Origin of the sequence: Streptomyces sp. NPDC048623, from assembly GCF_040650755.1 — a bacterium.
In the GTDB taxonomy this organism is placed as follows: Bacteria; Actinomycetota; Actinomycetes; order Streptomycetales; family Streptomycetaceae; genus Streptomyces.
In genome coordinates, this window is the sequence record NZ_JBEZHV010000015.1 from 54,304 (window position 1) to 79,045 (window position 24,742).

Sequence of the window (24,742 nt, forward strand, 5' to 3'; positions counted from 1 at the left end):
GCAAGGTCATGCGGAAATTTGCTGCAAGCTCTTCCCATGTGTGTTGCGACCCAGTTAACTTCGCCGGGTCCCACCGGCTTTGACGAAGGGCAGGCCATGGTCCGAGCCGCAGTTCCGCTCACCGTGCCCGATCTGCTCGCCGCCCGGGCCGGCAGTGATCCGGGGCGCACCGCGGTGCTGGACGCCGCCGGGCGGTCGCTCACCTTCGCCCGCTGGCACCGGGCCTCGCTCGCCCTCGCAACCGCCCTCCGCGAGGACGGTCTCGCACACGGCGACCGGGTCGCCCTGCGCTTCGCCGACGACTGGACGGCGTACGCGGTCGCTTTCTGCGGCGTCGTCACCGCGGGCGGTGTCGCCGTCCCGCTCGGCGCCGACGTACCGGAACGGCAACTTGCGGACACCCTGCGCCGCATCGGCGTACGCGGGGTGCTCCACCAGCAGGGCTCAGCCGCGCCTCCGGGCCCCTGGTGGACACGCGTCCCGCTCACCGACGCCGCAGCGGACGGCCCCGGGCCGCTCGTGCGGATCAGCCCTGCCGACGTGGCGCAGATCGTCTGCACCTCAGGTAGCACCGGGACGCCCAAGGAAGTCGCCGCCACCCACGGCAACCTCTGCCATGGCGCCGTGACACAGCCACGCACTCGCCGCTACGCGCACTCGCAGACCATGCTGCACGCGTTCCCGATCGGTACCAACGCCGCGCAGATGATGCTGATGGAGGCGCTCACCGCCCATCCGGCCCTGCTCTGCGCGGGGCGCTTCGAGGCTGAAGAGTACTGCCGCCTGATCGAGCGCCACCGCGTCGGGACGGTCTTCCTGGTCCCCGCGATGGCCGCGGAGCTGCTGCGCTCCGGCGCCGCCGCGCGCCATGACCTCTCGTCGGTGGCCCTGGTCAGCTCGTCCGCGGCGGCACTCCCACCCAGCACCGCGCGCGGCCTGGCAGCGGCGTTCCCCCGGGCTTTCCTGGTCAACTACTACACCAGCACCGAAGCCGTGCCCGCCCAGATCAGCATCCTGGTCGACCCCGGTCGCCCGGAGGCGCTGGGCCGCCCCGCCGACCCGCGCGACCTGCGGATCGCCGGCGAGAACGGCGAGCCCGTGCCCGTCGGCGAGGTGGGCGAGGTGTGGCTGCGCTCGGACGCCCCGCCCCGCCACTACGCGGGCGACCCGGCCGGCACTGCTGCTGTCTTCCGTGACGGCTGGGTGCGGATGGGTGACCTGGGCCGCATCGACGAGGCCGGCTACCTCCACCTCGTCGACCGTGAGAGCGACGTCATCAAATCGGGCGCGCTCAAGGTCTCCACGCTGCGTATCGAGTCCGCCCTGCTCGAGCACCCCGCCGTGGCCGAGGCGGCAACGGTGGGGCTGCCCCATCCGGTGATGGGCACCGTACCGGCGGCAGTCGTCCGCGCGGACGGCCCGCTGGACCTGGACGAACTGCGCGACTTCCTGGCCGGGCGGCTGGCCCGCCCCGAACGCCCCGTACGCCTGCTGACCGTGGCCGAGATTCCTCGCACACCCACCGGGAAGCCCGTCAAACCCCAGGTCAGGAAGCTGCTGGAAGCCGCCGCCCCGACCCTCCCCGCGACCCCGGCCCCACCTGCGGCCGACCCCTTCGGCCGTTCCTTCCTCAGCGCCCTGAGCGCTGCCGAGCCCGACCCGGCCGCCCCGACCACCCGCGCGACAACCCCCGTGATGGAAGCGAGCACCGATGTACGACCGTGACCCCGACGGCCTGCCCGTCCCGGCCACCGCGAGCGGGATCTGGCTCACCGAGCGTCTCCGCGGCCTCGGCACCGTCTACTCGATGCCGTTCGCCGTCACCTTCCACGGCAGCCTGGACGAGCCCGCGCTGCTCGCCGCCTGCCGCGCGGTGACGGAGCGTCACCCCACGCTGTGCAGCGCCGTCGTCGAGCGGCAGGGAGTGCCCGTCCGGGTCCCGGCAGCCCTGCCCCCGGTCCCGGTCGTCATCGACCTCACCGCCTCCCCCGAGAGTGCCGCGGCTTTCGAGCGCGAGGAGATCGCCCGGCCCTTCGACACCGAGCGCGGCCCGCTGATCCGTTTCACCCTGCTGCGTACCGCGCCCGACACGGCCCGCCTGCTCGTGGTCGCGCACCACCTGGTCTTCGACGGCACCTCCACCTCGATCCTGTTGGACGACCTCGCGGCGGCGTACGCGGGCAAGGCACTCCCGGAGCCGGACCCCGAGCCGGACCCGCTGGACCTCGAGGACCGGATCGCCGAGGCGCTCCCCGGCGCGCGCCGCTTCTGGCAGCGCCACTGGGCGGAGCCCGAGGACGTCAGCCTGCCCGGCCTGCGGGCCCAGCCCCGGCCGACCGCCCCGGGCAGCGCCGTGACCCGTCGGCTGGACGACGGCCTGCGTGCCTCCGTCGCCGACTGCACGCGGCGGCTCGGTATGACCGCCTTCCAGTTCACCGTCGCCTCGTGGCTGGTGCTGCTGCACCGCTACGGCAACCGCCGCCCGGTGCTGGGCGCCGACTTCGGCACCCGGGGGCGGGAGGACCGCGAACGGATCGGACCGTGGGTCAACGAGCTGCCCGTGTCCGGTATACCCGATCCCGCCGAATCCTTCCGCTCCTTCGCCGGACGCCTCGTCTTCGACCAGGGCCTGCGCTCCGACCTGCGCGGCCTCTACCATCACCGCGAGGTGCCGCTGGCCCGCGCCGTACCCGGGATCCGTCCCGCCGTCGCCCTGGCCCCGGTCACTCTCGGCTACCGCAGGCGCGAGGCGGCCCCGGTGTTCCCCGGTGTGGAAGCCGAGGTCGACTGGGCCCTGCCCAACCGCACCGCGCGCGGCGCGCTGCGCGTGCACATGGTGGACGGCCCGGAGAGCTGGAGCCTGGCCCTGCACCACGACCCCGAGGTGCTCGAGCACGCCTTCGCCGAGCGCATCACCGACCAGTGGACCGAACTCGCCCGTACCCTGGCCGAGCAGACCGACACCGCACTCGGCGACCTGCCCTTCGCGTCGGACGAGCCCGGCCTGGTCGCCGCGTGGAACCGCACCGCCCGTCCCTGGCCCGACACCACCCTCCCCACACTCTTCGCCGAACAGGCCGCCCGCACCCCCGACGCGGTCGCGGTTTCGGACGCGGAGGGCGATCTGACCTACCGACAACTGACCCGCCGGGCTGCCGACCTCGGCATGCGGCTGCATGCACTGGGTGTGGGCCCCGACGCCCTGGTCGCTCTCGCGATACCGCGCTCCACGGCGGCCCTGGTCGCCCAACTCGCCGTCCTGGGCCTCGGCGCGGCCTACCTGCCGCTCGACCCGGCGCACCCCGCCGCCCGCCTCGCCGAGCTGGTGGCCGACTCCGGGGCCGTGCTCGTGCTCACCGACGGCGGGGCACCGGACGGACTCGCCGCCGACGGCGTCCGCGTACTCGACCTGCGGCGACTGCCCGACGCCCCCGCAGCCGTGGCCCCTGCTCCCGCCCCTCGGCCCGGCGACCTCGCCTACGTCCTGTACACCTCCGGCTCCACCGGTCGCCCCAAGGGCGTCGAAGTCGAGCACCGGGCGCTGGTCAACCTGCTGATGGACTTCCGCGACCGCCTTGGCGCCGGGGACGCGCACCGCTGGCTGGCGCTCACCGCACTCACCTTCGACATCTGCGCCCTCGAGCTCTTCCTCCCCCTGGTCACCGGCGGCCGGGTCGTGATGGCCCCGGCGGACGCCGCCAAGGACGCCCGGACCGTCGCGGCCCTCGTACGCGGGCACGGCGTGACGCACGTCCAGGCCACCCCCTCCGGCTGGCAGGCACTGCTCGACGCGGGCCTGCCCACCCCCGGCCTCACCGTCCTGGTGGGCGGCGAAGTGCTGCCGACCGGCCTCGCGCATGCGCTCGTGGCGCGCGCGACCCGGGTGCTCAATGTGTACGGTCCGACCGAGACCACCATCTGGTCGACCGCAGCCGAACTGGACGCGGCCGCCGAGCCCACCATCGGCGCGCCCCTCGCCAACACCACCGTGCACGTCCTCGACGAGGACGGCCTGCCCGTGCCGATCGGCCTCGCCGGCGAGCTGTGGATCGGAGGCGTGGGCGTGGCCCGCGGCTACCTGAACCGCCCCGCGCTCACCGCCGACCGGTTCCGCCCCGACCCCGACGGCCCGCCCGGCTCACGCCGCTACCGCACCGGCGACCTGGTCCGCCGCCGCCTCGACGGCGGGCTCGACTTCGTCGGCCGGCTGGACGGCCAGATCAAGCTGAGGGGCCACCGGATCGAGACCGGGGAGATCGAGACTCGGCTGCTGGAGCACCCCGCTGTCGCGAGCGCCGCCGTGTCGGCCGTCGGCACGGACCCCGAACTGCGGCTGGTGGCCCACATCGTGCCCGCGGGGGTGGCTCCGGCGCCCGAGGACCTGGCCGCGTACCTGCGCGAACGGCTGCCCGCGGTCATGGTCCCGACCGAGTGGTCGCTGCTCGACGCCATGCCGCTCACCCCCAACGGCAAGGTCGACCGCGTCGCCCTGCGCAAGAGCGCCGCCGCCCCGGCAGCCGCTGCGGAGCCCGCCCGCGACGAGCCGGAGGCGGACCCGACCGCCGAGGCCGTCCGGGCGATCTGGGTCCAGGTGCTCGGCGTACCCGGCGTCGGCCTCGAGGAAGACCTCTTCGACCTCGGCGGCCACTCGCTCACCGTCGCCCAGATCGCCGCCCGGATCAGCGCCGTGCTCGGCGTCGACCTCCCGCTGCATGTCTTCTACGACGACGCCACCGTCCGCGGCATGGCCGAGGCCGTCGACCGGGCACGGGGGCGGCGATGACCGCGCCGACCGAACTGCCCGCCGTCCACGTCAACTGGACCGGCCCCTTCCGGGCCGGTCTGCGGCGGGCCCGCGCCGGAGCCCGGCCCCGCGAGTACGGCTTCCCGGCCGAGGAGATCCTCACCTGCGTGCACAGCGCACTGGCCTGGCGGCAGTTCCACGGCCCGGTCCACCTGACCACCGACGCGCTGGGCGCGGCCTGGGTGCGCGAGCAGGGGCTGGACGTCCTGTACGACACGGTGGACACCGCGCTCGACACGCTGGACGACCTCGACCTCAACCCGGTCGTCTACTTCACCGGCGGCAAATATCCGGCCGTCCGCGACCGCACCGCGCCCTTCGCGCTGCTCGACACCGACCTCTACCTGCGCCGCCCGCTCACCGGTCTGGACCAGGGCGGCTTCCGCTTCGCGCACTGGGAGTCCGTGGACAACCCGGTCTACCCCGAACCGGACACCCTGCCCAACCGCGCCGGTGCGGACCTGTCCCGCTGGGTCTTCGACACCCCGGCCACCAACATGGCCGTCGCGGTCTTCCTCGACGAGCACCACCGTGCCGCCTTCGCCGAGGCCGCGCTGGAGTACGCCTGCGGCAACGGCGGCCCGGCCCCCGGCGAACCCGTGGCCCGGCCCGCCTTCGCCGAGCAGCGCCTCGCCCCGGCCGTCGCCCGCGCACTCGGCGTATCGCTCCGGCCGGTGGCCTCCGGTTTCTGGCTGGTGGAGGAGGAGCGGTGGGACGGCACACCGCCGACGGCCGACTTCCACCACACCTGGAACCTCAAGGCCGCACTGCGCCGCGACCCCGACCTGCGGCGCGCCTACCTGCGCCTGCTGCTGGAGGAACTGCTGTCGCGCTTCCCCGACAGCGCGCAGCTGCTGTACGGCGTGCCCGCACTGAAACCGCTCGCCCCTCTGGTCGTGGCGGTGGCCGACGGCCTCGACCGGCACGGCCCGGTCGGGCTGGGCACCTTCTGACCCGAATGCGCAGGTAGTGGCCGGCGGTGGGCCGGTAGCACTCGTCGTCGGCTGCTGAACTTCGTGACCGGGGCGGTGTCCAGGCGACCGGAGCAGCAGCGCAATCCCGCGGCCACAGCCACGAGCCTCGCCGTGTTCGGGTGGATCAGCCGGGTCGTGGTCGCCGTCTCGGTGGCGGTGCTCCCGGTCGTGGTGTCCAGCGTGACCCCGCTGGTCGAGCACGGCGCCCAGGTGCAGACGGCCTCGGTACAGGCCGCCCCGGCCCTGTCCGTCGTCCAGGTGTACCCGCAGCTGTTCGTGGAACTCGGCAAGTACCCGTCCTTCTCCGCTGCCCCGGCGGACCTGCAGGCCCAGTCCGTGGCAGAGGTCGGCAAGGATGACCGGGAGCGGTGAGCAGATCGGCCGCCAGCAGCAGGGCAGCCACGACCAGGGGGCCCGGAGGCTTGCCGGGTGTTCCGGATGAGTGAGGCCAGGGGGGGGCGGCTGCGGCGTGTTGGGGCGGGTTCGAGGGGGCAGGCCGGACAACCGTCTGGCATGACGACATCTCCGCTGCGCCGATGCCCCGCTCTCCTCGCCCTTGGCCGCTGCCGCGCTCCTGGCTGCACCGAGGAGCCGTGGTGCCTGGAAAGCCGCGTAAAGCCGTAACCGGCAGGGGAATCATGGCGGGGCGGACTGCGCACGGTTCCCTGGGCCGCTGCAGCGAAATCCCAGCTCACAGACGGTGAAGCCATTCTGAAGCTACGGGGTGCCCGGTGGCGGCTGCCGTGGGACGCCCTGCGTTTGCTTGCCGCGTGCGGGTTCAGTCGTTGTCGTTGTAGAAGGTGATGCCGCGCCAGTCGGTGACGCATGAGCGGCTGAGGAAGGTCCAGCCGATGGCGCTGTCGCGTACGACGATGGCCGGGTTCGGGCCGTTGGTGGTGAAGCGGTACATGACCGTTGACCCGGGGTTGCCGGCCGCGTCGCGCAGCGAGCCGTCGCTGTAGGTGCTGGTCGTGTAGTAGTTGTAGTACGCCGTGCAGGCCGGGTTGACCGTGATCGCGGTGCCGTCCGTGGCCGCGTGGGCGGCGGCGTTGAAGTTGTAGCCGACCGTCCGGCGGTGCGCGATGTTGTCCTTTGTCGCCTCACTGCACGACTCCGCGACGGAGGCGGTCGGGCTGGAGCCGAGGGCGCCGGGCGGGATCCAGGCGCAGATGTTGTTGTTGCCGTGGCTGCGGCCGTAGTGGTAGTTGCTGGCGGTGGTCTGGTGGACGTCGAAGGACGAGCCGGCCATGGCGGTGCCGACCCAGTAGCCGCAGGGTTTGTTCTGCAGCCAGGTGCCCGCGGGGACGGTGCCGGAGTTGTTGCAGGCGGCCGGCTTGGGGGAGTTCGGCTGGATGGTGTACCGGTTGACGTTCGCCTGGGAGGCGGTGGGGAGCAGGCCGACGAGCGCGGCCGCCGCGGCGAGCACGGTGGCGGCGCGGGTGCGCCGCCGGAGGGTGGTACCGGTTCTGGTCGTCACTGCATCTCCTTCGTGGCGGAATGGTGCGGTGGGGTGGAGCGGTCAGTAGTCAGCAGTCAGCAGTCAGCAGTCAGCGGTACGCCAGGAGCCGAGGGCGGAGCGTCGGATCCGCGGCGGCGCGGCCGGCGAGCACCGTTCGATGCCCGCGGTGTCCTCGGCCCGGCGTGAGTTCCGGATCAGCAGGAAGACCCAGCGCGCCCTGGTACCGATGACGGAGTGCGTCGGTGATGTCGAGTCGGGCGTGGCCGGCTGCGGGGAGCGCACACAGTCGACCGACCGGGAAGAGCGCGGCGGTTTCCCAAGAATCGGGCGACAACCTCCCACAGTGTTCCCGAGGGCCTGCCGAGGAACTGCACGAGTTCGCAGGGAGGCACCGCCAGGACCAGGGCTTGTCCTGCCGTGCTCGGCAGGACAGGCCCTAGGTGTTTCCGGTCAGCAGAACCAGCCGTCCTGGACCCAGCCGTGGCGGTTGATGTAGCCGTAGGCGAAGCCGTACACCCAGCCGGACTGCTTGCTCTCGACCTGGAAGGTCTGGCCCTGGTAGAGGGTGCCCATCCAGGCGCCTCCCGGGTCGGTGCGGACGAAGAGGTCCTGGGCGCAGACGGTCTCGCGTTCGCCGATGGTGCCGTTGGCGGCCTGAGCGGGACCGGAGCCGAGCAGCAGGGCCGCGCCTACGGCGGCTGCCACTGCCGCGGTACGGACCGTGCGGATGGAGCGGATGGAACGGGGTGCGGACATGACGTTTCCTCCCGAATCCCGGCTCACCAGGAGCCGTAGCCGCCGATGCATTCGTAGCGCACGTAGCCCCAGTCGTTGGGGCCGAAGTCGAAGGTCGCCGCCCAGCCGTTGTAGACCGGGTGGACGCCGCGGGTGTGGCCCACCTTGTCGCCGTAGGGCAGGGTGCGGAGAAAGCCCGTCGGGCCGGAGGAGCTGTCGTAGTTGGCGTAGAAGCTGGCGCTTTGGCAGATGATGATCGCGTGCTCCGGTACCACGGCCGCCTGGGCCGGGGACTGCAGTAGCGCCGCCGTGGCGACCGCGGCTGCGGTCGTGGCAAGCGTTCGTCTGACGTATGGCATCGCTCATCGACTCCTTGAGGCGAGATCATGAGGAATCCGGTCTACGCGCGTAGATGCAGTGCGGACCGGGCTGCGCAAAGTAGGGGTTGGTGTAGCCGGGGCCCTCGGTGGCCTTGGCGTAGGCGAACTCGGCCCCATTGGCTCAGGCGGAGCTCCAGTTGGCGTTGCCACGCCAGCCGCTGACGTCCATGCCCGGGGTCTGGACGTCAGCCAGGGGCGGGGTGGTGCCGACGGGCCCTCTGCCTTCATTGGCCGCGACCGTCGAGTCGGCGAAGTCGCACTCGGGGCGACTGGGAAGCCGCGGAGGTGGGCGTGGCGCCGCCAAGGGTGATGGCGGCCAGCCCTGAGGCGGTCGGGCCGGCGGCGACGGCCTTGCTGGACGGCCGCCGCGACGAGAGTGAGTGACCATGTTTCTCCTCCTGGATGGGAAGCCCCTGGTACTCGCTCCGAGTGGGGGTATGCGGGGTATGGGCAGGGGAAGTCATATGCATGCCAAATCTTGGCGCGCATGTGCCTCGATCACTCTTCGTGTCGTTGCCCGAGCTCACCCCATCGGCCTGGGCGCGCATCAGAATGACCTTTGCGCGCTCGCTTCACAAGGGGCTTGCAGAGATATTCCGCAAGAACTTGCCGTGCGCGGGGCAAACGTGACTCGGCATCAGCCACAGCAGTGTGGGGCGGAAGTCGTCGGGTCGATCGTGGGCTTGATCCGCTTTGGGTGCGGAACTTCTCAGGGGACAACGCACCTCGGGACCTCGGTGGAGACAGCGATCCAGCGGGAAATTTCACCGCAACAAGATCCAGTGGTTGTGGCACGGCGCCGAGCTTCCGGAGAACATCCTGCTGACGGAGGCGGCAGTTTGCGGCCGGCCGCCTGGTACAGGTCGGAGGAGCCGGCGAAACGGGTGGCGAGGTCGGTGGGGGTGACGTTCTCGCTACCCATGGCGTTCTGGTCACGGCGCACGGCGCACGGCGCACGGCGCACGGCGCACGGTGTCGCGGAAGTGAGCGGGTCGTGGCTGAGCTCCGGAGCGTACGGGTCGGTCAGCAGCTTTGTTCCGGTTGAACCGGTTGCCCGCGCTGTCCGCGTCCGAGACGAAACCGGCGCTGGATCCCTTCGTCCGCGCCGCGGCGCAGGGCCAGTTCGGGCCCCAGGCGCGGTACCCGTAGTGGATCGCGCCGGTGATGCCGAGGCGTGAGGCGGCGCGTCTACGACGAGCTCGCCACCGTCGTTCGTGTGGGCGCGACGGTGCCCGAGTGCGTCGAGGAAGCGGTCGTCGCTCCGGGCCCGGCCGTAGCGGCAAAGCACGTACACGTAGCCGGCCGCCGGGCTGGTAGCACAGGCCGGTGCAGCACCGTGTTGATCACGAAGATGGCGGTGGTGGGACTGCGGCGACCCACAGCAGAAGAACCGAGAAGCGGCGCAGGCCCACCTGGAAGGCGGTCTCCGGCGGTATCCGGTCAGGGCGGCCCGCCGCCGCTGCAAGTACCTGACGATCTGTCACAACAGAGGCCTGCGGCAAGCCTCGACGGGCACATCGCGCAACCCTAGGTTCCGGGAGCGGAAATTCTTGCGGAAATTTTCCGTAAAGACTTCCGGCCAGTGTGCACTGCCTCCACCCCACCCAAGGAGACACCGTGTCCACCAGATCATCGCTGTGCGGGCTGCGCAGAATGCGCGGACTGCGCGTCGTGGCGCTGTCCACGGCACTCGCCGCCTCCCTCGGAGGCGGTATCGCCTCCGCCCCCACCGCCCACGCCACCCCGCCGGGTGGGAAGGACGTCACCGTCACCCTCTTCGAGTGGAAGTTCGCCTCCGTGGCCAGGGAATGCACCAACGTCCTCGGCCCGAAGGGTTACGGCTACGTCGAGGTCTCCCCGCCGCAGGAGCACATCCAGGGCTCCCAGTGGTGGACCTCGTACCAGCCGGTCAGCTACAAGATCGCCGGACGGCTCGGCGACCGCGCCGCGTTCCAGAACATGGTCAACACCTGCCACGCCGCAGGCGTCAAGGTGATCGCCGACGCGGTGGTCAACCACATGACCGCCGGCTCCGGCACCGGCACGGGCGGGACCGGCTACACCAAGTACAACTACCCGGGCTACTACCAGGACCAGGACTTCCACTCCTGCCGCACCAACATCAGCAACTACGCCGACCGCTGGAACGTGCAGAACTGCGAGCTGGTCGGGCTCGCCGACCTGAACACCGGCAGCGACTACGTACGCGGCAAGATCGCCGGGTACATGAACGACCTGATCTCGCTGGGCGTGGACGGGTTCCGGATCGACGGCGCCAAGCACATCGCCGCCAGCGACCTCGCCGCGATCAAGGGCAAGCTCACCAAGCCGGGCATCTTCTGGGCGCAGGAGGTCATCTACGGCGCCGGTGAGGCCGTCCAGCCGTCCGAGTACACCGGCACCGGCGACGTCGACGAGTTCCGGGCCGCCTTCGACCTCAAGCGGGTCTTCACCAACGAGAAGCTGGCCTACCTGAACAACTGGGGCGCCTCCTGGGGCTACCTCCCCAGCAACCAGGCCCGCCCCTTCGTCGACAACTGGGACACCGAGCGCAACGGCTCCACCCTCAACTACAAGTACGGCAGCACCTACACCCTCGCCAACGTCTACCTGCTGGCCTGGCCCTACGGCTCGCCCAACATCTACTCCGGCTACGAGTTCACCAACATCGACGCCGGCCCGCCGAACGGCGGCACGGTCAACGCCTGCTTCCAGGACGGCTGGAAGTGCCAGCACTACTGGCGCCAGATCACGAACATGGTCGCCTTCCGCAACGCGGTCGCCGGGACCTCGGTGACCAACTGGTGGTCCAACGGCAACAACGCCATCGCCTTCGGCCGCGGCGGCAAGGGCTACGTCGCCATCAACCACGAGGGCTCCGCCATCACCCGCACCTTCCAGACCTCCCTGCCCGCCGGCAGCTACTGCGACGTCCAGCACGGCGACCCCAGCAGCGGCGGCGGCTGCTCCGGTCCGAAGTACACGGTGAACTCCTCCGGCCAGTTCACCGCCACCGTCGGCGCGGGCGACGCCGTGGCACTGTACGTCGGCGCCGGCGGCTGACGACCCGCCGCACACCGCCGGACGGCCCCAGCCGACATGTGGAGCCCGGCACTGCCAGGGCTCCACACCGCCCTGGTCGGGCACAAGACTTCGCAAGATCTTCGGCACAGCCGCCCCCAACCTCGGCTGTCCCCACCCCCACCCCCACCCCCCACCCCCCACCCCCACCCCCCACCCCCACGCCCCGACGCCGTAGGAGCCGCCGTGCGTCCTCAGACCCGAACCCGAACCCGCAGCCGCCTGGCCCTCGCCGCCGCGCTCACCGCACTCCCGATAAGCACCGGCATTCCCGTCGCGCTGAGCACCCCGGCAGCGGCCGCCTCCCTGCCCACCCTCGGCGCCCGCTATGACGGCACCGCCAGCAACATCACCTTCCGGATCTACTCCTCCCGCGCCACGCGGATCCAGGTCTACCTGTACGCCGCCGCCACCGGCGCCCAGGAGAAGGTCAGCTACCAGCTCACCAAGGACAGCGCCACCAACATCTGGTCGGTCACCGTGCCGGTGGCCACCCTGCGCAACCAGTACGGGATCACCGGCGCCATCTACTACGGCTACCGCGCCTGGGGACCCAACTGGCCGTACAGCGCCTCCTGGACCAAGGGGTCCTCGGCCGGTTTCGTCTCCGACGTCGACTCGGCGGGCAACCGCTTCAACCCCAACAAGCTGCTGGTCGACCCGTACGCGCTGGAGACCAGCCACGACCCGGTCACCCCCAGCCAGACCAGCGAGAACGTGTACGCCTCCGGCCCCAACTACCGCAACCAGGACAGCGGCACCGTCGCCCCCAAGGGCATCGTGCTCGCCGACCCCGGCACCGGCTTCGGCAGCAAGCCCACCCGGGCACTGAAGGACGACATCGTCTACGAGGTCCACGTCCGCGGCCTGACCAAGAACGACACCTCGATCCCGGCCGCCGACCGCGGCACCTACAAGGGCGCCGCCCAGAAAGCTGCCGGGCTGGCCGCGCTCGGGGTCACCGCGGTGGAGTTCCTGCCCGTCCAGGAGACCCAGAACGACGCCAACGACGTCAACCCCACCAGCACCGACGGGGACAACTACTGGGGCTACATGACGCTCGACTACTTCGCCCCCGACCGCCGGTACGCGGCCGACAAGAGCGCCGGCGGGCCCACCCGCGAGTTCCAGCAGATGGTGAAGGCCTACCACGACGCCGGGATCAAGGTCTTCACCGACGTGGTCTACAACCACACCGGCGAGGGCGGCCCGTGGAACGCGGGCGACAAGAACACCTACAGCCTGTTCTCCTTCCGCGGCCTGGACAACCCCACGTACTACTCGCTCACCAGCGACATGCAGAACCCCTGGGACAACACCGGCGTCGGCGGCAACTACAACACCTACAACCCCACCGCCCGTACCCTGATCACCGACTCGCTGAAGTACTGGAAGGACTACCTCGGCGTCGACGGCTTCCGCTTCGACCTCGCCCCCGTCCTCGGCAACACCTGCCAGCACGGCTGCTTCCAGTACAGCCGGACCGACGGCAATACCGCCCTCAACAAGATCACCGCAGCGATGCCCGCACGTCCCGACGGCGGCGGCTCCGGCACCGACTGGATCGCCGAGCCCTGGGCCCTGGGCAGCGGCACCTACCAGGTCGGCAACTTCCCGGCCGGCTGGTCCGAGTGGAACGACCAGTTCCGCGACACCCTGCGCCGCGACCAGAACAAGATGGGCGTCGAGAACGTCACCCCCAGCCAGCTCTCCACCCGCTTCGCCGGCTCCGCCGACCTCTACCAGGACGACGGTCGGAAACCCTTCAACTCGGTCAACTTCATGGTCGCCCACGACGGCTTCACCCTCGCCGACCTGTACGCCTGCAACACCAAGAACAACGGGCAGGCCTGGCCCTACGGGCCCTCCGACGGCGGCTCCGACAACAACCTCTCCTGGAACCAGGGCGGCGTCGCCGCCGACCAGCGCAAGGCCGCCCGCAACGGCTTCACCTTCCTGACCCTCTCCGCCGGCACCCCGATGATGACCGGCGGCGACGAGTACCTGCGCTCCGTGAAGTGCAACAACAACCCGTACAACCTCGACTCGTCCGGCAACTGGCTGACCAACTCCTGGACCACCGACCAGAGCATCTTCCGCTCCTACGTCCAGCGCATGATCGCCTTCCGCAAGGCGCACCCGGCGCTGCGCCCGGCCGGCTTCTACACGGCCGCCGACGGCAACGGCAACGGCCTGGGCCAGCTGCAGTGGTTCACCCCGGCGGGCAGCGCACCGGACAGCGCGTACTGGTCGAACGCCGGCAACCACGCCCTGGCCTGGCGCTACGACGGCAGTGAGCTGGGCGACGCCAACAACATCTACGTCGCCTACAACGGCTGGTCCGGCGACGTCGACTTCACCCTGCCCTCGCCCGGCGCGGGCAAGCAGTGGTACCGGGTGACGGATACCGCCACCTGGGCCGAGGGCCCCAACCAGGTGGCCTCCCCCGGCAGCGAGGCCCTCATCGGCGGCACCGGCACCGTGTACACGGCGCGCGGCCGGTCCACCCTGGTGCTCATCGCCAAGTGACCGGAAGGCCGGGTCCCTACAAGCTCGAGAGGAGGTTTCGGAGACGGCCGCCCACCTGGTGTGGAGGCTGGCACCGGGGAGGCGGGCCGCGAGGTCCCGGGCGGCGCCTACGGGCGTGATGCGGTCACGGGCGCCGGCCAGGATGTGCACGCGGGTAGGGGCCATCGACCGGAGCCCGGCTGTCTCGTCCTGCCGGGTCAACGGGCGCCAGTAGGCGTTGGCATTGGCACTCGACGTGGTCCCGAGCCACAGCGTGCAGCACACCACGAGAGTGAGCCGCCCCCTGAACGTTGATCCGTTCCGAGACCGCGCGCAGCCCCCCGGCAGGAACCGGCCGACCACAGAAGCCGGCCGGTTCCTGGGCGGAACACCGCCCGGGCCCCGGTTAGCTCGGAAGCGTGTTCAGCCGCCACCGCGAGGGCTTACCGGCCGAGCTGGCCGAGCCCGCCGCCACGAGGGAGTCGTCGTAGCCGAAGCGAAACTTCCAGGCGACCGCGTACGAGCAGACGACGCCCGCGGCGGGGCCGACCGCAGCCGCGCCGGGCACGCCCACGACCCCGCACGCCGGAGTGATCGCCACGAGCCCGGCGACGGCGCCGGGCTCGTGGCGAACGTGGACGGGTGGCCGTCGCGCCCCTGTTTCGGCGAAGAGCCGACCGGGCAGCCCCTCGGTTTGCCGCCCGGTCGATGTTCCACCTGGTGACCCGAGTGGGGGCGTTGCTACATCTGCTTCAGCTCGGCGTGCACCGCCTCCGCGACGGCCGCTGTCGCGGGTTCCGCGAAGAGTGCGCTGTAGTGGTTGGTGTCGTCGATGCGGCGAGTGGTGATCCGGTCCGGGTCGAGGTCGCCCGCGGCGAGGCGCGCCTCGCCGTACAGGCCCTGGGGCTCGTTCATCACTCCGCGTTCCGCCCACAGCAGTGTCCCGCGTACCTGCGGCCGGTGGATGGCGGCCAGCGTCGCGGGGTCGCCGAGAGGGCCGGCGTCGTCGGCCCGGATCGCGTCCAGGACGCAGCTGCTGCGCATCGCGGGGGGCTCGCCGACCAGATCGCGGTCCACGTACGCCTGGACGTACGGGCCCCAGTGGGCGGCGAGGGACGGGTGCTCCCGGAACAGGGTGTGGTAGGCGTCGCGGTCCGGGAAGGTCGTCCGAGCCCGCCGTCGACCAGGACGGCCCGGGGGAAGCGTTCGGGGTGGCGGGCCGCTGACCCAGGTGGTCGAGGGGGGGCCAGCAGGCCTCGACGTGGGCGGCCACGCCGTACGGCCCCGGCAGGCCCGCACTGTGGGCCCGGCCGCGCAGGTCCGGGGCGTAGACGTCGACGTCGCCGAGCTGTTCGGCGGTGGCGGCGAAGGCCAGGCTGTTGGCCGTGATGCCGTGCAGCGCGATGACCGTCGGCCCCTCGCCGGGCCATCGGGTCACGGCGAGGTTGCCTCCGGGCACGGGGACGGTGAGTTCCTGCGGGGTATGCGTGGTCACGTGGTTCTCCTCTTTCTTCTCTTCAGTGCGGCGAGGCCGCCCGGGGCTGCGTAGACGGCTACCACGAACAGGGTGCCGAGGACGAGCATGGGCTCAAGGCCCAGGTCCCAGGCCGGCAGCCGCTGGTCGAGGTAGGTGAAGAGCACCCCGCCGATGACCGGTCCCCAGCGGGTGCCGCTGCCGCCGAGGACCACCATCACCAGGAGCGTGAGGGTGAAGTCGGGGGTGCTGGTGCGTGGGGTGGCGCCCGCGGTGATCAGCAGGTGGAGTGCGCCTCCGAGTACGGCGAGCGCGCTCGCCAGGGTGAAGGCGGCGAGCTTGTACGCGAAGGGGCTGCGGCCGAGGACGGCGATGCGCTGCTCGTTGTCCCTGATGCCCTGCCAGGTCCGCCCGACCGGACGGGACACGGCGGTCCACACGACGGCGGCGACCAGGGCGAGGTAGCCGAGGGCGACGGAGCGCAGCGAGGCGGCGCCGATGAGGACGGCGGGCACCGTCCCAGCGGCCAGCGTGAGCAGCGCGGCGGGCAGCAGCGCCAGGCCCAGGTGGGTCATGGCCAGCTGGGTGCCGTACGCCCCGCCGGCCACGTAGAGGGCGTGGCCGAAGGAGAGCAGTCCGGTGCGGCCGAACATCAGGTCGTAACTGAGCGTGAGCCCCGCGAAGAGCAGACAGAGCGCGAACAGCTGGAGGGAACCGGGGGAGTTGACGGGTCCGTCGAGGAGCACGGGGATGTCCACCGCCGAGAACGGCAGCAGGGCCAGGACGACAAGCACGGCCACGGGCGCCAGGACCCGCAGCCTGCGACGGCGCGTTCCGGCCCCGCCCGGCTCGGGCGGCGTGCCGGGCGGCGCGGGTGCTGCGGTGTGGGTGAGGGGGTGGTTCGCGGCGCGGTGTGGAGGAGACCTCCACACCGGGCCGCGCGCCCCATGTCACGCGCGCACGCATCGGACGGCGGGCCGCGGGATTCGGGGCCCGCGCCGCAGCGGTCGCGCCGCGATGTGCGGACTGGCGCGGGTGCCCGCACGATGGGTGGGTGGGCCGGTGGCGGCCCGTACCTCAGGACCTCGCGTCGGGAAGGCGGGCAATGGGCGGCCGACCGTCCCCGAAGAATGCTCATCCGCGTGGCTCGCTGGAAGCGGAGTCCGCCGCCGTGCTGGACAGTCTGTGCAGCCAGTCGCCGTTCGGCATCGCCGTCTACGACACCGGGCTGCGCCTCGTACGCGTCAACCCGGCCCTGGAGCGCATGAGCGGCACGCCCGCCGGAGAGCTGCTCGGGAAGCGGCTTCACGAGCTCGTCGCCGGGGCGGAGGCCGACGCCGCGGAGGAGCGGCTGCGCGGGGTGCTGGAGACCGGCGAGCCCGTCGTGGCCGTCGAGCACCACGGCGGAACACCCGTGGACCCGGGGCGCGAGCGGGTGTGGTCGGTGTCTTCCTTCCGGCTGGCCGCGCCGTCCGGCCGGGTGCTCGGCGTGGCGTCCGCCGTGGTCGAGATCACCGACCGTTACCGCGCTCAGCGGCGTCTGGCTCTGCTGAGCGAGGCCGGAGAGCGGATCGGCTCCACCCTCGACGTCACCAGGACGGCCGAGGAGGTGACGGAGGTGATGGTGCCGGAGGTGGCCGACTTCGTCGCCGTCGACCTGCTGGAGGGGGTCGCCGGGGGTGAGGAGCCGCTGCCGGGGCCGGTGCCCGGTGCGGCCGTACTGCGGCGGGCGGCGATCCGCTCGGTCCTCGCCGCGGCGCCGGAGGCGACGTACCCGGTGGGCGCGCTGATCACCTACCACCCCGACACCCCGCAGGCCCGCTGCATGGCCACGGGCACCCCGCGGCTCATCCCGGTCCTCGCCGAGGACGCCGACTGGCTGGCCCACTATGCCGAGCGGGCGGCGAAGATCCTCGAAGCGGGCGTGCACTCCGTGATGACGCTGCCTCTTCGGGCCCGTGACGTCACCCTGGGCCTGGTCCATCTGTACCGGTGGCAGCGGCCGGACGCGTTCGACGAGGACGATCTGGCCCTGGCCGCCGACCTGACATCACGAGCGGCCCTGTGCCTGGACAACGCCCGCCGCTACACCCGCGAGCACCAGGACGCGCTCACCCTGCAACGCAGTCTGCTGCAGAGCGGCGTCCCCGAACCCGGCGCGCTGGAGGTCGCCCACCGCTATCTTCCCGCCCGCGCCCACGCCGGCGTCGCGGGCGACTGGTTCGACGTCATCCCACTGTCCGGCGCCCGGGTCGGCCTGGTGGCCGGCGATGTCACCGGCCGCGGCCTCCTCGCGGTCACCCGCGCCGCCCGGCTGCGCACGGCCGTGCGCACCCTGGCCGGCATGGACCTGGCACCCGACGAACTCCTCACCCGCCTCGACGAGCTGATGCAGCGAACCCAGCAGACCCTGCGGGCGGCCGGCGACCCCGCGGAGGTCCTCGCGACGTGTCTCTACGCCGTGTACGACCCCGTCTCCGGACGCTGTACGGCAGCGAGCGCGGGGCACCCGGCGCCCGCGGTGGTACGCCCGGGAGGTTCGGCGGAACTCCTGCGGATGCCGGTCGGACTCCCGCTGGGCTTCGGCGGCCTGCCCTTCGAGGCCGTCGACGTCGAACTGCCCGAAGGCAGCCTCCTGGCCCTGTTCACCGACGGCCTCCTCGGCAACCGCACCGACGACGTCGACCACGCGCTCAGCAGGCTGTGCCAGGCCCTGGCCCAGCCGGAGACGCGTCTTGACACTCTGGCCGGCGCGGCCGTCGACGCCGCCCTGCCCTCCCGCACGCCGGAGGACGACGCCGTGCTCCTGCTGGCCCGCACCCGCCTCCTCTCACGGGACCACGTCGCCACCTGGGACCTGCCCAGCGAACCCGAGGTCGTCGCGCGGGCACGTGCCATGACCGAGCGCCAGCTCGGAGCGTGGCATCTTGAGGAGATGGCCTTCACGACCGAGCTCATCGTCAGCGAACTGGTCACCAACGCCATCCGCTACGGCCAACCGCCCATCCGGCTGCGGCTCATCCGTGAACGCTCGCTGATCTGCGAGGTCTCCGACACCTCCAGCACCTCACCCCACCTGCGCCACGCCGCGACCACGGACGAAGGAGGCCGCGGACTGTTCATGATCGCCCAGCTCGCGGACACCTGGGGCACCCGCTACACGCCGACAGGGAAGACCATCTGGGCGGGGCAGGCAGCGGCACCGGACACCGCCCCTTCTTGAGACACCCCACCCCGACCGGCATCTCCGGTGGAACGCCTGCCGGCGCTGAGCGGCGCCAAGGTACGTGACGGGCTGCCCGAGGCCACGCGGACGGCAGGGGTGCAGGCGCGGCCGGGCCCGGCCGCACGCACCGGGCGGCGGTAAGGCGCCCGCCACGACGGAGAAGGGCCACGGCCCGGTCCGACCCCGACCCGCTGGACCGGCCCTAGCTGCCCGCCGGGCGCAGGCCGGCCAGTACGAGGTCGACGGCGGCTTCGGCCCAGCCGGGGTGGCCCCCGCGGCCGGCCATGTAGTCGGCGTAGTAGGGGCGAGATCACTGGCGATGCCGACGTGGAGGCGCTGACCTCGGCCCTCGTGGGGGCCTGCCTCGCCGACCACCTTGCAGGACGTGTCCCGGAGCCGGGCTGGGCCGAGCGCGTCGTGACCGCCGTACTCGGCCCCGAGGGCCGCACCGCCGGAGATCCGGTCGACAGTTGATCCGCTGTCCGTGCCGGCTCGCTGCTGACCGCTCCGCCGGCGCCGAAATGCGCCTGGCGCCACGCCCGTTCCAGATCCTTAAGCTTCGGCTGGAGCCCTCGGTGGGCGCCCTTCGACGGCTTCAGCTGCAGGCGGGCCGTGGCGGCTCTGGACGTCATCCCATCGGAGGCGCTGCCAAGGGCACGCTGAGTGACTGCATGTGAGGGCAGGGCGGAAGCCTGGCGTCGAGCGGATGAGCGCAAGGCGTGAGTCTGACTCTGCCTGAGCAGGGGCTCGCCTTCGAACCTTCCGTTGGCGACCGACGTCTTTCCGATGACCCACCATGTCGAGTGCGTCGCGATCCTTGAGCCTGCCGAAAAGGGCCGCTGACCTGCAGGTTCATCGAGTGTGCGTTATGGGCTCTACGTGCGTTACGGGCGATATATTGACGCATATCTGACGCACGTGACGCACGTTTGACGCACGAATGGCGTGTTGCCTGATGGGTCGTCATGCGCGGTTTAAGCCTGCCAGGCGGGGCGCTCGCCCACGTGGGGGTGGACAACGGGATGGGATGGTGAGACCGGCTGCTGAGCGGTTGGCCGGCCCCACTTCCTTGCTTCTCGGCCGTGACGTTCCGTGATGCTGGGACGGTGTCGGCGGATGCCGTGTTCGGGGTTGTAGGGCCTCCCGTGTCTCAGGGAGGGCTTCCCAGTCGGCGCCTCGCCGCACTCGAACCCGTCGGAGAAGATGCTCGTCGAGACATTGCGTGCAGGACCGGCCCGCACGCCTGAGTCTGCTCAGGGCCGCGGTTGACGGGCTCCCCCTCGCTCGGACCGGACGGGTACGAGCGCCGCGGCCGGATATCGGTTCCCCCGTCCCCAGGGCAGGAAGAGGGCCAGCGCTGCCAGCACTTGGCCCAGGCCAGGAAGGATGTGTGGCAGGTCCTCAGGCCGGGCCTTCGCCACCACAGCACGGGCGATGATCGCGACCACGGTGAACAGCACGACCATGACCGCCAGAGCGGCAAGCAGGACGTAGGCAGGTACGGAAGCAAGATCCATCTGCTGGATGAACGCCATTGCTGGTTTGGTCTCCAAGGTTCAGGTCCCGGTGATCGGAACAGCCGAGCGCGTGGCACCCATGAGACTCGCCGGCAACAGGGTCCTGCGAGTCAAGCGACCAGACCCGGAAAAGCCCGGACAGCACTGGCAGAAGACTTCGTTCGAGCGTACGGCGCAGGACCGCGCCGAACAGGCCATCGTTCGGCGGTATTCGGCAATGGTCGGCGAAGTTCGCAGACGCGCTTCTAGGCTAGATCTCTGCCAAGGGAGGGAACGAGTGGCCGATCAGACCGATGACCAACACCAAGCCGTCGACGCGTATGCCCGAGAACTGACCGCCTTCGCGGACGCCCTGCACGTCCTGCACGTCGACTGCGGATCACCGTCGTACCGAGAGATCGCCACAGCGGCACGAGCTGCGGGCCGTGTGTCTCTGTCCTCGTCTGCCATCTCTGAAGCCATCAGCGGCAAGCGCCTGCCATCGCTGGACTTCACCCTTGAGCTGGTTCGACAGCTGGCGAAAACTGATCAAGGGGTGCTGGACCAGTGGCGCGAGCGGTGGAAGCGAGTCAAGATCCACCAGCGACAGTCCGGCGCCCACAGAAAGCGGTCTGGGACTCGAAGCAAGATCGAGGAAGCGCCTGATCAGCCACTCCCGGGAGGGGGTCAGGGAGTTCTGCCCGCAGCCCACCTCGAAGCAGAACGCATCGTCAAGAATGCGCAGGCTCAGGCAGAGTCAATCATCGAGAAGGCGCGAATTCAGGCGGACGAGATGACAGCATCAGCGACACAGATGCTCCTCGATGCCACCGAACGTGGAACAATCCACGTGGTCGCACAACTGAAGCTTCGGGAGCATTGTCGGATCGCCCTCGTCGGCCCCCCTGGGAGCGGAAAGGGGACTCAGTCCCCGTTCCTGAGTAAGCTGCTGGAAGTTCCTGTCCTGCACCTTGGGGAGCTGTTCCGGGACAACATCAGGGGCGGTACACGACTCGGACATAAGGCCCGTCGGCACATGGAACGCGGGGAACTCGTGCCCGACGAAGTAACCCTGGGGATGCTAGAAGTCCGACTCCAAGACCGTGATACCCAACACGGCTTCATTCTGGATGGCATTCCCAGGACGCTCGGTCAAGCGGAAGCAGTAGACAATCTGCTAGCGAGGACCTCAGAGAAGATCGACGCCGCGCTGAACTTCGAAGTCGGGCGCGACGAATCTTTCCGGCGTCTTGTCGGTCGACGGATATGCAAGAAAGACAGCTCCCACGTTGCGCACATCATGTATGCCGCCCCTCAAAAGGATGGGATCTGCGACATCTGTGGTGGACCTCTCTACTTGCGCGAGGACGACAGTCGCAACGTCATCGCCAGTCGATGGGACGCATGGAATGTCCAGTCGGAGCTCGTCGTGAAGAAATATGGATCCGAGCGGCGCCTGGTCACCATTTCCGGCACGGGAACCGTCTCCAGTGTCACCGAGCGCGCAATTTCTGCACTCAATGCATATTTCGGCTAGATTGATGCACGGGCTCACGGGCTGCCGTTTCACTCACGGCCTGCCAAGTGCCGTACGGGCCCCATGACCCGAGAGCTGGCCGGAGACCGTCGGCTCGCGGGTCGGTGGCTCACGCCAATGGTCCCTACGATTTCTTCGACGATTTCCATGGTCGTGCGTCGCGATCCTTGAGCCTGCCGACAAGGGCCGCTGACCTGGCATTTATTCGAGTGTGCGTGATGGACGATACGTGCATTAGGTGCGATATCTTGACGCATGTTCGACGCACGTGACGCACGTTTGACGCATGAACAGGGCGCTTCCTGGCGGATCGTCATATGTGGTTTGAGGCTGCCGGGCGGTCGCTCGCCCATGTAGAGGTGGCCCCCGCGATGGTGTGGTGAGGCCGGCTGCCGCGCAGTGGGCCGACCCCGCTCCCTTCGCTTCTCGGCCGTGACGCTCCGTCGTGCTGGGGCGGGTGTCGGGCGGATGCCGTGTCAGGCGTCGTAGGGGTTCCAGTGCCTGAGGAAGAGCTTCAGGTCGTGGCCTCGTGGTTCCAGGGGCAGCCGGGGCGGCGGCCTGACGGCGTTTCCGGGCGGGCGCTTCCCACGACCGCGGTGGGCGCGGTCAAGCAGGAGACCGTCCGGGCGGTCGTGGTGAAGGAATACCAGTCCAGGAAGAGGTGAGGGAGGCCCGGTCCCGCGACAAGCGATTCCGGGTCATTCTCCGGTCCGGCCTCCGGTATGCATCTCCGCGCAAGCGCCCTCAGCGTGTGCGAGGTTCCGCGTCGCGACGAGGAGGAGCCACCGAGTCCCGAAGATCCTCCTCGACCGCGAAGGCCCGGCGGGCCGTTCCTGACCCCCGCTACTCGGCGGCCGGCTCCGCGTCGGAGGCGAGGATCGAACCCTCCAGCTTGCGCAGCAGGCGCGCGAGCTGGCGGCGTTCGGCGGGGGACAGGCCGTCGAGCATCCGGCGTTCGTTGTCGAGGTGCTCGGCGAACACGGTGTCCACGGTCGCGAGGCCCTTGTCGGTGAGGCGCGAGTAGACCACCCGGCGGTCGTCGGCGTCCCGTTCGCGGACGATGAGGCCGTCCTTCTCCAGGCGGTCGATCCGCAGGGTCACGCCGGCCGAGGACACGAGGCCGGAGTCGGCGAGCTGTCCGGCGGTCAGCCGGTGGGGCGCCCCTGCACGCCGCAGCGCCGTGAGGACGTCGAAGCCGGCCACGGACAGGCCGTGACGCTCGATGGACGCCGTGAGTCGCGTGTTGTAGCGCAGGTACGAGCGGTGCAGACGCGCGAGGACCTCCAGCGGGCTGGTGTCCAGGTCGGGCCGCTCCCGCGCCCAGTCCTCGATCACGCGCGCGACCGCGTCACGGTCCGCGGGCCTGGCTGCGGCCATGCTCGTCCCCTTCCCTGCGCTTCCCCTCACCCGGCCTCGAATCCGGCTTCACCTCAGCGCTGAGAATCTTAGCGCTGAGGTGAATGCGGGTGGCCTGCGGCCTGGTGGGCTCAGGCGTTGAGCTCTTCCAGCGTCCGGCCCTTGGTCTCTACGGCGAAGCAGGCGATCGCGGCGCCCACCGCGCCCACCACCGCGAGCTGGGCGAAGACGAGGGCCAGGCTGCCGCCCGCGCCGAGGATCGCGCCGACGGCCACCGGGCCGAGGATGACGCCGAGGCGGTTCCACACGCCCCCGAACGCGGCGCCCTTCGCCCGGTTGGAGGTCGGGTACAGCTCGGGGGAGTAGAGGTAGAGCCCCGCGTTCACCGCGTACAGGAAGAAGGTCGTGCAGGAGGCGAAGACCGCCACCTGGCCGCCCGAGCTCGCGCCGGCCAGGGCGAGGACGCCCAGCGAGAGCCCCGTGCCGACGAGCGCGCCCACCAGGGCGGGCCTCCGGCCGACGCGGTCGATCAGCAGGGCGACGACCAGCGTGCCGAGCAGGCCGGTCACGTTGCTGAGCAGGGTGTAGACGAGCGCCGTCGTCAGATCCAGGCCGAACGTCTTCGTGTAGAGCGACGGCAGCCAGACGGAGATGCCGTGGTTCACGTAGTAGGCGACGAACCACAGACCCGACAGGACCACCGTCCGTCGGAGGTAGCGTCCCCGGAACAGGTCGCGCAGGCGACCGGTGGACGCCTCGTCGGACAGGCCGGAGGCGGGGGCGGGCAGCGCCTCGGCGGCCGATCGGGCCACCTCCGCCTCGATGTGCGTGATGACCTCCTCCGCCTCCTGTACGCGTCCACGGGCGAGCAGCCAGCGCGGGGACTCGGCGACCTGACGGGGCAGGACGGCGGCGAGCAGGACAGGGATCGTGCCGATGACGAACATCGCGCGCCACCCCAGGTGGGGGACCACCCACACGGCCACCAGCGTGGCCGCCGCGAGTCCGGCGGGGAAGATCATCTCGTACAGCAGGACGAATCGGCCCCGCTTGTCGGAGCGGGCGATCTCGTTGATGTAGGTGGCGGCCACGGGCACCACCCCGCCGATGCCGAGCCCCTGGACGAACCGGAAGAGCGAGAACGTCTCGATGGAGCCGGAGAACGCGACGGCCAGGCTGGCGAGGCCGGTGATGCCGACGCCGAGTGCGACGGTGCGGACCCGGCCGATTCGGTCGCCGAGCCAGCCCGCCGCCAAGGCGCCGAGCAGCATGCCGATGGACGCGGAGGTCACGGCGAAGGTGGCCTGCCCGGTCGTCAGGTGCCACTCCTTCATCAGGACGGGCAGCGCGGACGCCGCCAGGAGCTGGTCGAACGCCTCGAAGAAGGTGACGGCGCCGATCAGGAACCGGACCTTGACGTGCCAGCGGGAGTGCGGAAGCCGTTCGAGTCGCGCGGCTATGGAGCTGTGTGCCTGCTTGCCGGCCACAGTCGTCATGGAGGGGGTCCTTCCGCAGGGAGGGGAACAGCCCGAGACAGTAGGAGCCCTTATCTAAGTGGTCAATGGTTAAGAGCTTAGAGATCTTCGATCCGTGAGCTCGACGGCCATCATCGGTCGTGCGAAGGGCGTGCTCAAGGCCGATCCGGCAACGATTTCGGCGCGAGGGCTTGTCGGGAAATAGTTAAGCGCTTAGATTTCTAGCGCTTCGATGAT

General features: G+C 70.7%; 17 protein-coding genes and 1 pseudogene. 9 read left to right on the forward strand and 9 right to left on the reverse strand.

Translation table 11 applies throughout. The features are described from left to right. Nucleotides 1-96: 96 nt before the first annotated feature. From AB0C73_RS21995 to AB0C73_RS22010, 4 genes are all read left to right on the forward strand, one after another. Nucleotides 97-1,725, forward strand: a complete 1,629-nt coding sequence (locus AB0C73_RS21995) for a class I adenylate-forming enzyme family protein (protein WP_362532617.1) — start codon at nt 97-99, stop codon at nt 1,723-1,725. Beyond that, nucleotides 1,712-4,783, forward strand: a complete 3,072-nt coding sequence (locus AB0C73_RS22000; protein WP_362532620.1) for an amino acid adenylation domain-containing protein — start codon at nt 1,712-1,714, stop codon at nt 4,781-4,783. Before AB0C73_RS21995 ends, AB0C73_RS22000 begins: the two co-directional genes overlap by 14 nt. Further along, nucleotides 4,780-5,757, forward strand: coding sequence for a hypothetical protein (locus AB0C73_RS22005; RefSeq protein WP_362532623.1), 978 nt, complete (start codon nt 4,780-4,782; stop codon nt 5,755-5,757). The genes AB0C73_RS22000 and AB0C73_RS22005 overlap by 4 nt, the downstream gene beginning before the upstream one ends. Nucleotides 5,758-5,832: 75 nt before the next feature. Next, nucleotides 5,833-6,150, forward strand: a complete 318-nt coding sequence (locus AB0C73_RS22010) for a hypothetical protein (RefSeq protein ID WP_362532626.1) — start codon at nt 5,833-5,835, stop codon at nt 6,148-6,150. Nucleotides 6,151-6,556: 406 nt separating this feature from the next. Here the strand turns inward: AB0C73_RS22010 and AB0C73_RS22015 are convergent, their stop codons facing one another. The 3 genes from AB0C73_RS22015 to AB0C73_RS22025 all read right to left on the reverse strand — a co-directional run bounded on the left by AB0C73_RS22015 (nt 6,557) and on the right by AB0C73_RS22025 (nt 8,331). After that, nucleotides 6,557-7,255, reverse strand: coding sequence for a hypothetical protein (locus AB0C73_RS22015; RefSeq protein WP_362532628.1), 699 nt, complete (start codon nt 7,253-7,255; stop codon nt 6,557-6,559). Nucleotides 7,256-7,687: 432 nt separating this feature from the next. Further along, nucleotides 7,688-7,993: a hypothetical protein gene (locus tag AB0C73_RS22020; protein WP_362532631.1), complete on the reverse strand. Its 306-nt coding sequence runs from the start codon at nt 7,991-7,993 to the stop codon at nt 7,688-7,690. Nucleotides 7,994-8,016: 23 nt separating this feature from the next. After that, on the reverse strand, nt 8,017-8,331 hold the full coding sequence (locus AB0C73_RS22025) for a hypothetical protein (protein ID WP_362532634.1): 315 nt from the start codon (nt 8,329-8,331) through the stop codon (nt 8,017-8,019). A gap of 1,638 nt (nt 8,332-9,969) precedes the next feature. Between AB0C73_RS22025 and AB0C73_RS22030 the strand changes: the two genes are divergently transcribed. Beyond that, nucleotides 9,970-11,415, forward strand: coding sequence for an alpha-amylase family protein (locus AB0C73_RS22030; protein WP_362532637.1), 1,446 nt, complete (start codon nt 9,970-9,972; stop codon nt 11,413-11,415). A 204-nt stretch (nt 11,416-11,619) separates the two neighbouring features. Continuing rightward, complete coding sequence (locus tag AB0C73_RS22035) at nt 11,620-13,962, forward strand: isoamylase (protein WP_362532640.1); 2,343 nt, start codon at nt 11,620-11,622, stop codon at nt 13,960-13,962. A 454-nt stretch (nt 13,963-14,416) separates the two neighbouring features. Here the strand turns inward: AB0C73_RS22035 and AB0C73_RS22040 are convergent. The 3 genes and pseudogenes from AB0C73_RS22040 to AB0C73_RS22050 all read right to left on the reverse strand — a co-directional run. After that, nucleotides 14,417-14,560, reverse strand: a pseudogene (locus AB0C73_RS22040) (ammonia channel protein); the annotation flags it as partial. A gap of 122 nt (nt 14,561-14,682) precedes the next feature. Further along, nucleotides 14,683-15,018, reverse strand: coding sequence for a hypothetical protein (locus AB0C73_RS22045; RefSeq protein ID WP_362532643.1), 336 nt, complete (start codon nt 15,016-15,018; stop codon nt 14,683-14,685). A gap of 414 nt (nt 15,019-15,432) precedes the next feature. Then, nucleotides 15,433-16,215 (reverse strand): branched-chain amino acid ABC transporter permease, encoded by a 783-nt coding sequence (locus AB0C73_RS22050; protein WP_362532646.1) that lies wholly within the window; start codon nt 16,213-16,215, stop codon nt 15,433-15,435. Between the two features lie 371 nt (nt 16,216-16,586). On the opposite strand from AB0C73_RS22050, the gene AB0C73_RS22055 reads away from it, so the two are divergent. Beyond that, a complete protein-coding gene (locus AB0C73_RS22055) occupies nt 16,587-18,638 on the forward strand; it encodes a SpoIIE family protein phosphatase (RefSeq protein ID WP_362532648.1) in 2,052 nt (683 codons plus the stop codon). 330 nt (nt 18,639-18,968) lie between these two features. Beyond that, nucleotides 18,969-19,115: a hypothetical protein gene (locus tag AB0C73_RS22060; protein WP_362532651.1), complete on the forward strand. Its 147-nt coding sequence runs from the start codon at nt 18,969-18,971 to the stop codon at nt 19,113-19,115. 779 nt (nt 19,116-19,894) lie between these two features. Here AB0C73_RS22060 and AB0C73_RS22065 read toward each other — a convergent pair. Beyond that, nucleotides 19,895-20,176 carry a hypothetical protein gene (locus AB0C73_RS22065; RefSeq protein ID WP_362532654.1) on the reverse strand — a complete coding sequence of 94 codons (282 nt, stop codon included), beginning with the start codon at nt 20,174-20,176 and terminating at the stop codon, nt 19,895-19,897. Nucleotides 20,177-20,435: 259 nt separating this feature from the next. Here AB0C73_RS22065 and AB0C73_RS22070 point away from each other — a divergent pair, with 259 nt between their 5' ends. Continuing rightward, nucleotides 20,436-21,674 (forward strand): nucleoside monophosphate kinase, encoded by a 1,239-nt coding sequence (locus AB0C73_RS22070; protein ID WP_362532656.1) that lies wholly within the window; start codon nt 20,436-20,438, stop codon nt 21,672-21,674. A gap of 843 nt (nt 21,675-22,517) precedes the next feature. Here AB0C73_RS22070 and AB0C73_RS22075 read toward each other — a convergent pair. Beyond that, on the reverse strand, nt 22,518-23,051 hold the full coding sequence (locus AB0C73_RS22075) for a MarR family transcriptional regulator (protein ID WP_362532658.1): 534 nt from the start codon (nt 23,049-23,051) through the stop codon (nt 22,518-22,520). 110 nt (nt 23,052-23,161) lie between these two features. After that, nucleotides 23,162-24,526, reverse strand: coding sequence for an MFS transporter (locus AB0C73_RS22080; protein WP_362532661.1), 1,365 nt, complete (start codon nt 24,524-24,526; stop codon nt 23,162-23,164). Between the last annotated feature and the right edge of the window lie 216 nt (nt 24,527-24,742).

What these genes read in the sequence shown, in the direction of transcription:
- AB0C73_RS22025 (WP_362532634.1), bottom strand. Translation starts at nt 8,331, where the DNA reads ATGCCATACGTCAGACGAACGCTTGCCACGACCGCAGCCGCGGTCGCC.
- AB0C73_RS22065 (WP_362532654.1), bottom strand. Translation starts at nt 20,176, where the DNA reads ATGGCGTTCATCCAGCAGATGGATCTTGCTTCCGTACCTGCCTACGTC.
- AB0C73_RS22020 (WP_362532631.1), bottom strand. Translation starts at nt 7,993, where the DNA reads ATGTCCGCACCCCGTTCCATCCGCTCCATCCGCACGGTCCGTACCGCG.
- AB0C73_RS21995 (WP_362532617.1), top strand. Translation starts at nt 97, where the DNA reads ATGGTCCGAGCCGCAGTTCCGCTCACCGTGCCCGATCTGCTCGCCGCC.
- AB0C73_RS22080 (WP_362532661.1), bottom strand. Translation starts at nt 24,526, where the DNA reads ATGACGACTGTGGCCGGCAAGCAGGCACACAGCTCCATAGCCGCGCGA.
- AB0C73_RS22005 (WP_362532623.1), top strand. Translation starts at nt 4,780, where the DNA reads ATGACCGCGCCGACCGAACTGCCCGCCGTCCACGTCAACTGGACCGGC.
- AB0C73_RS22075 (WP_362532658.1), bottom strand. Translation starts at nt 23,051, where the DNA reads ATGGCCGCAGCCAGGCCCGCGGACCGTGACGCGGTCGCGCGCGTGATC.
- AB0C73_RS22000 (WP_362532620.1), top strand. Translation starts at nt 1,712, where the DNA reads ATGTACGACCGTGACCCCGACGGCCTGCCCGTCCCGGCCACCGCGAGC.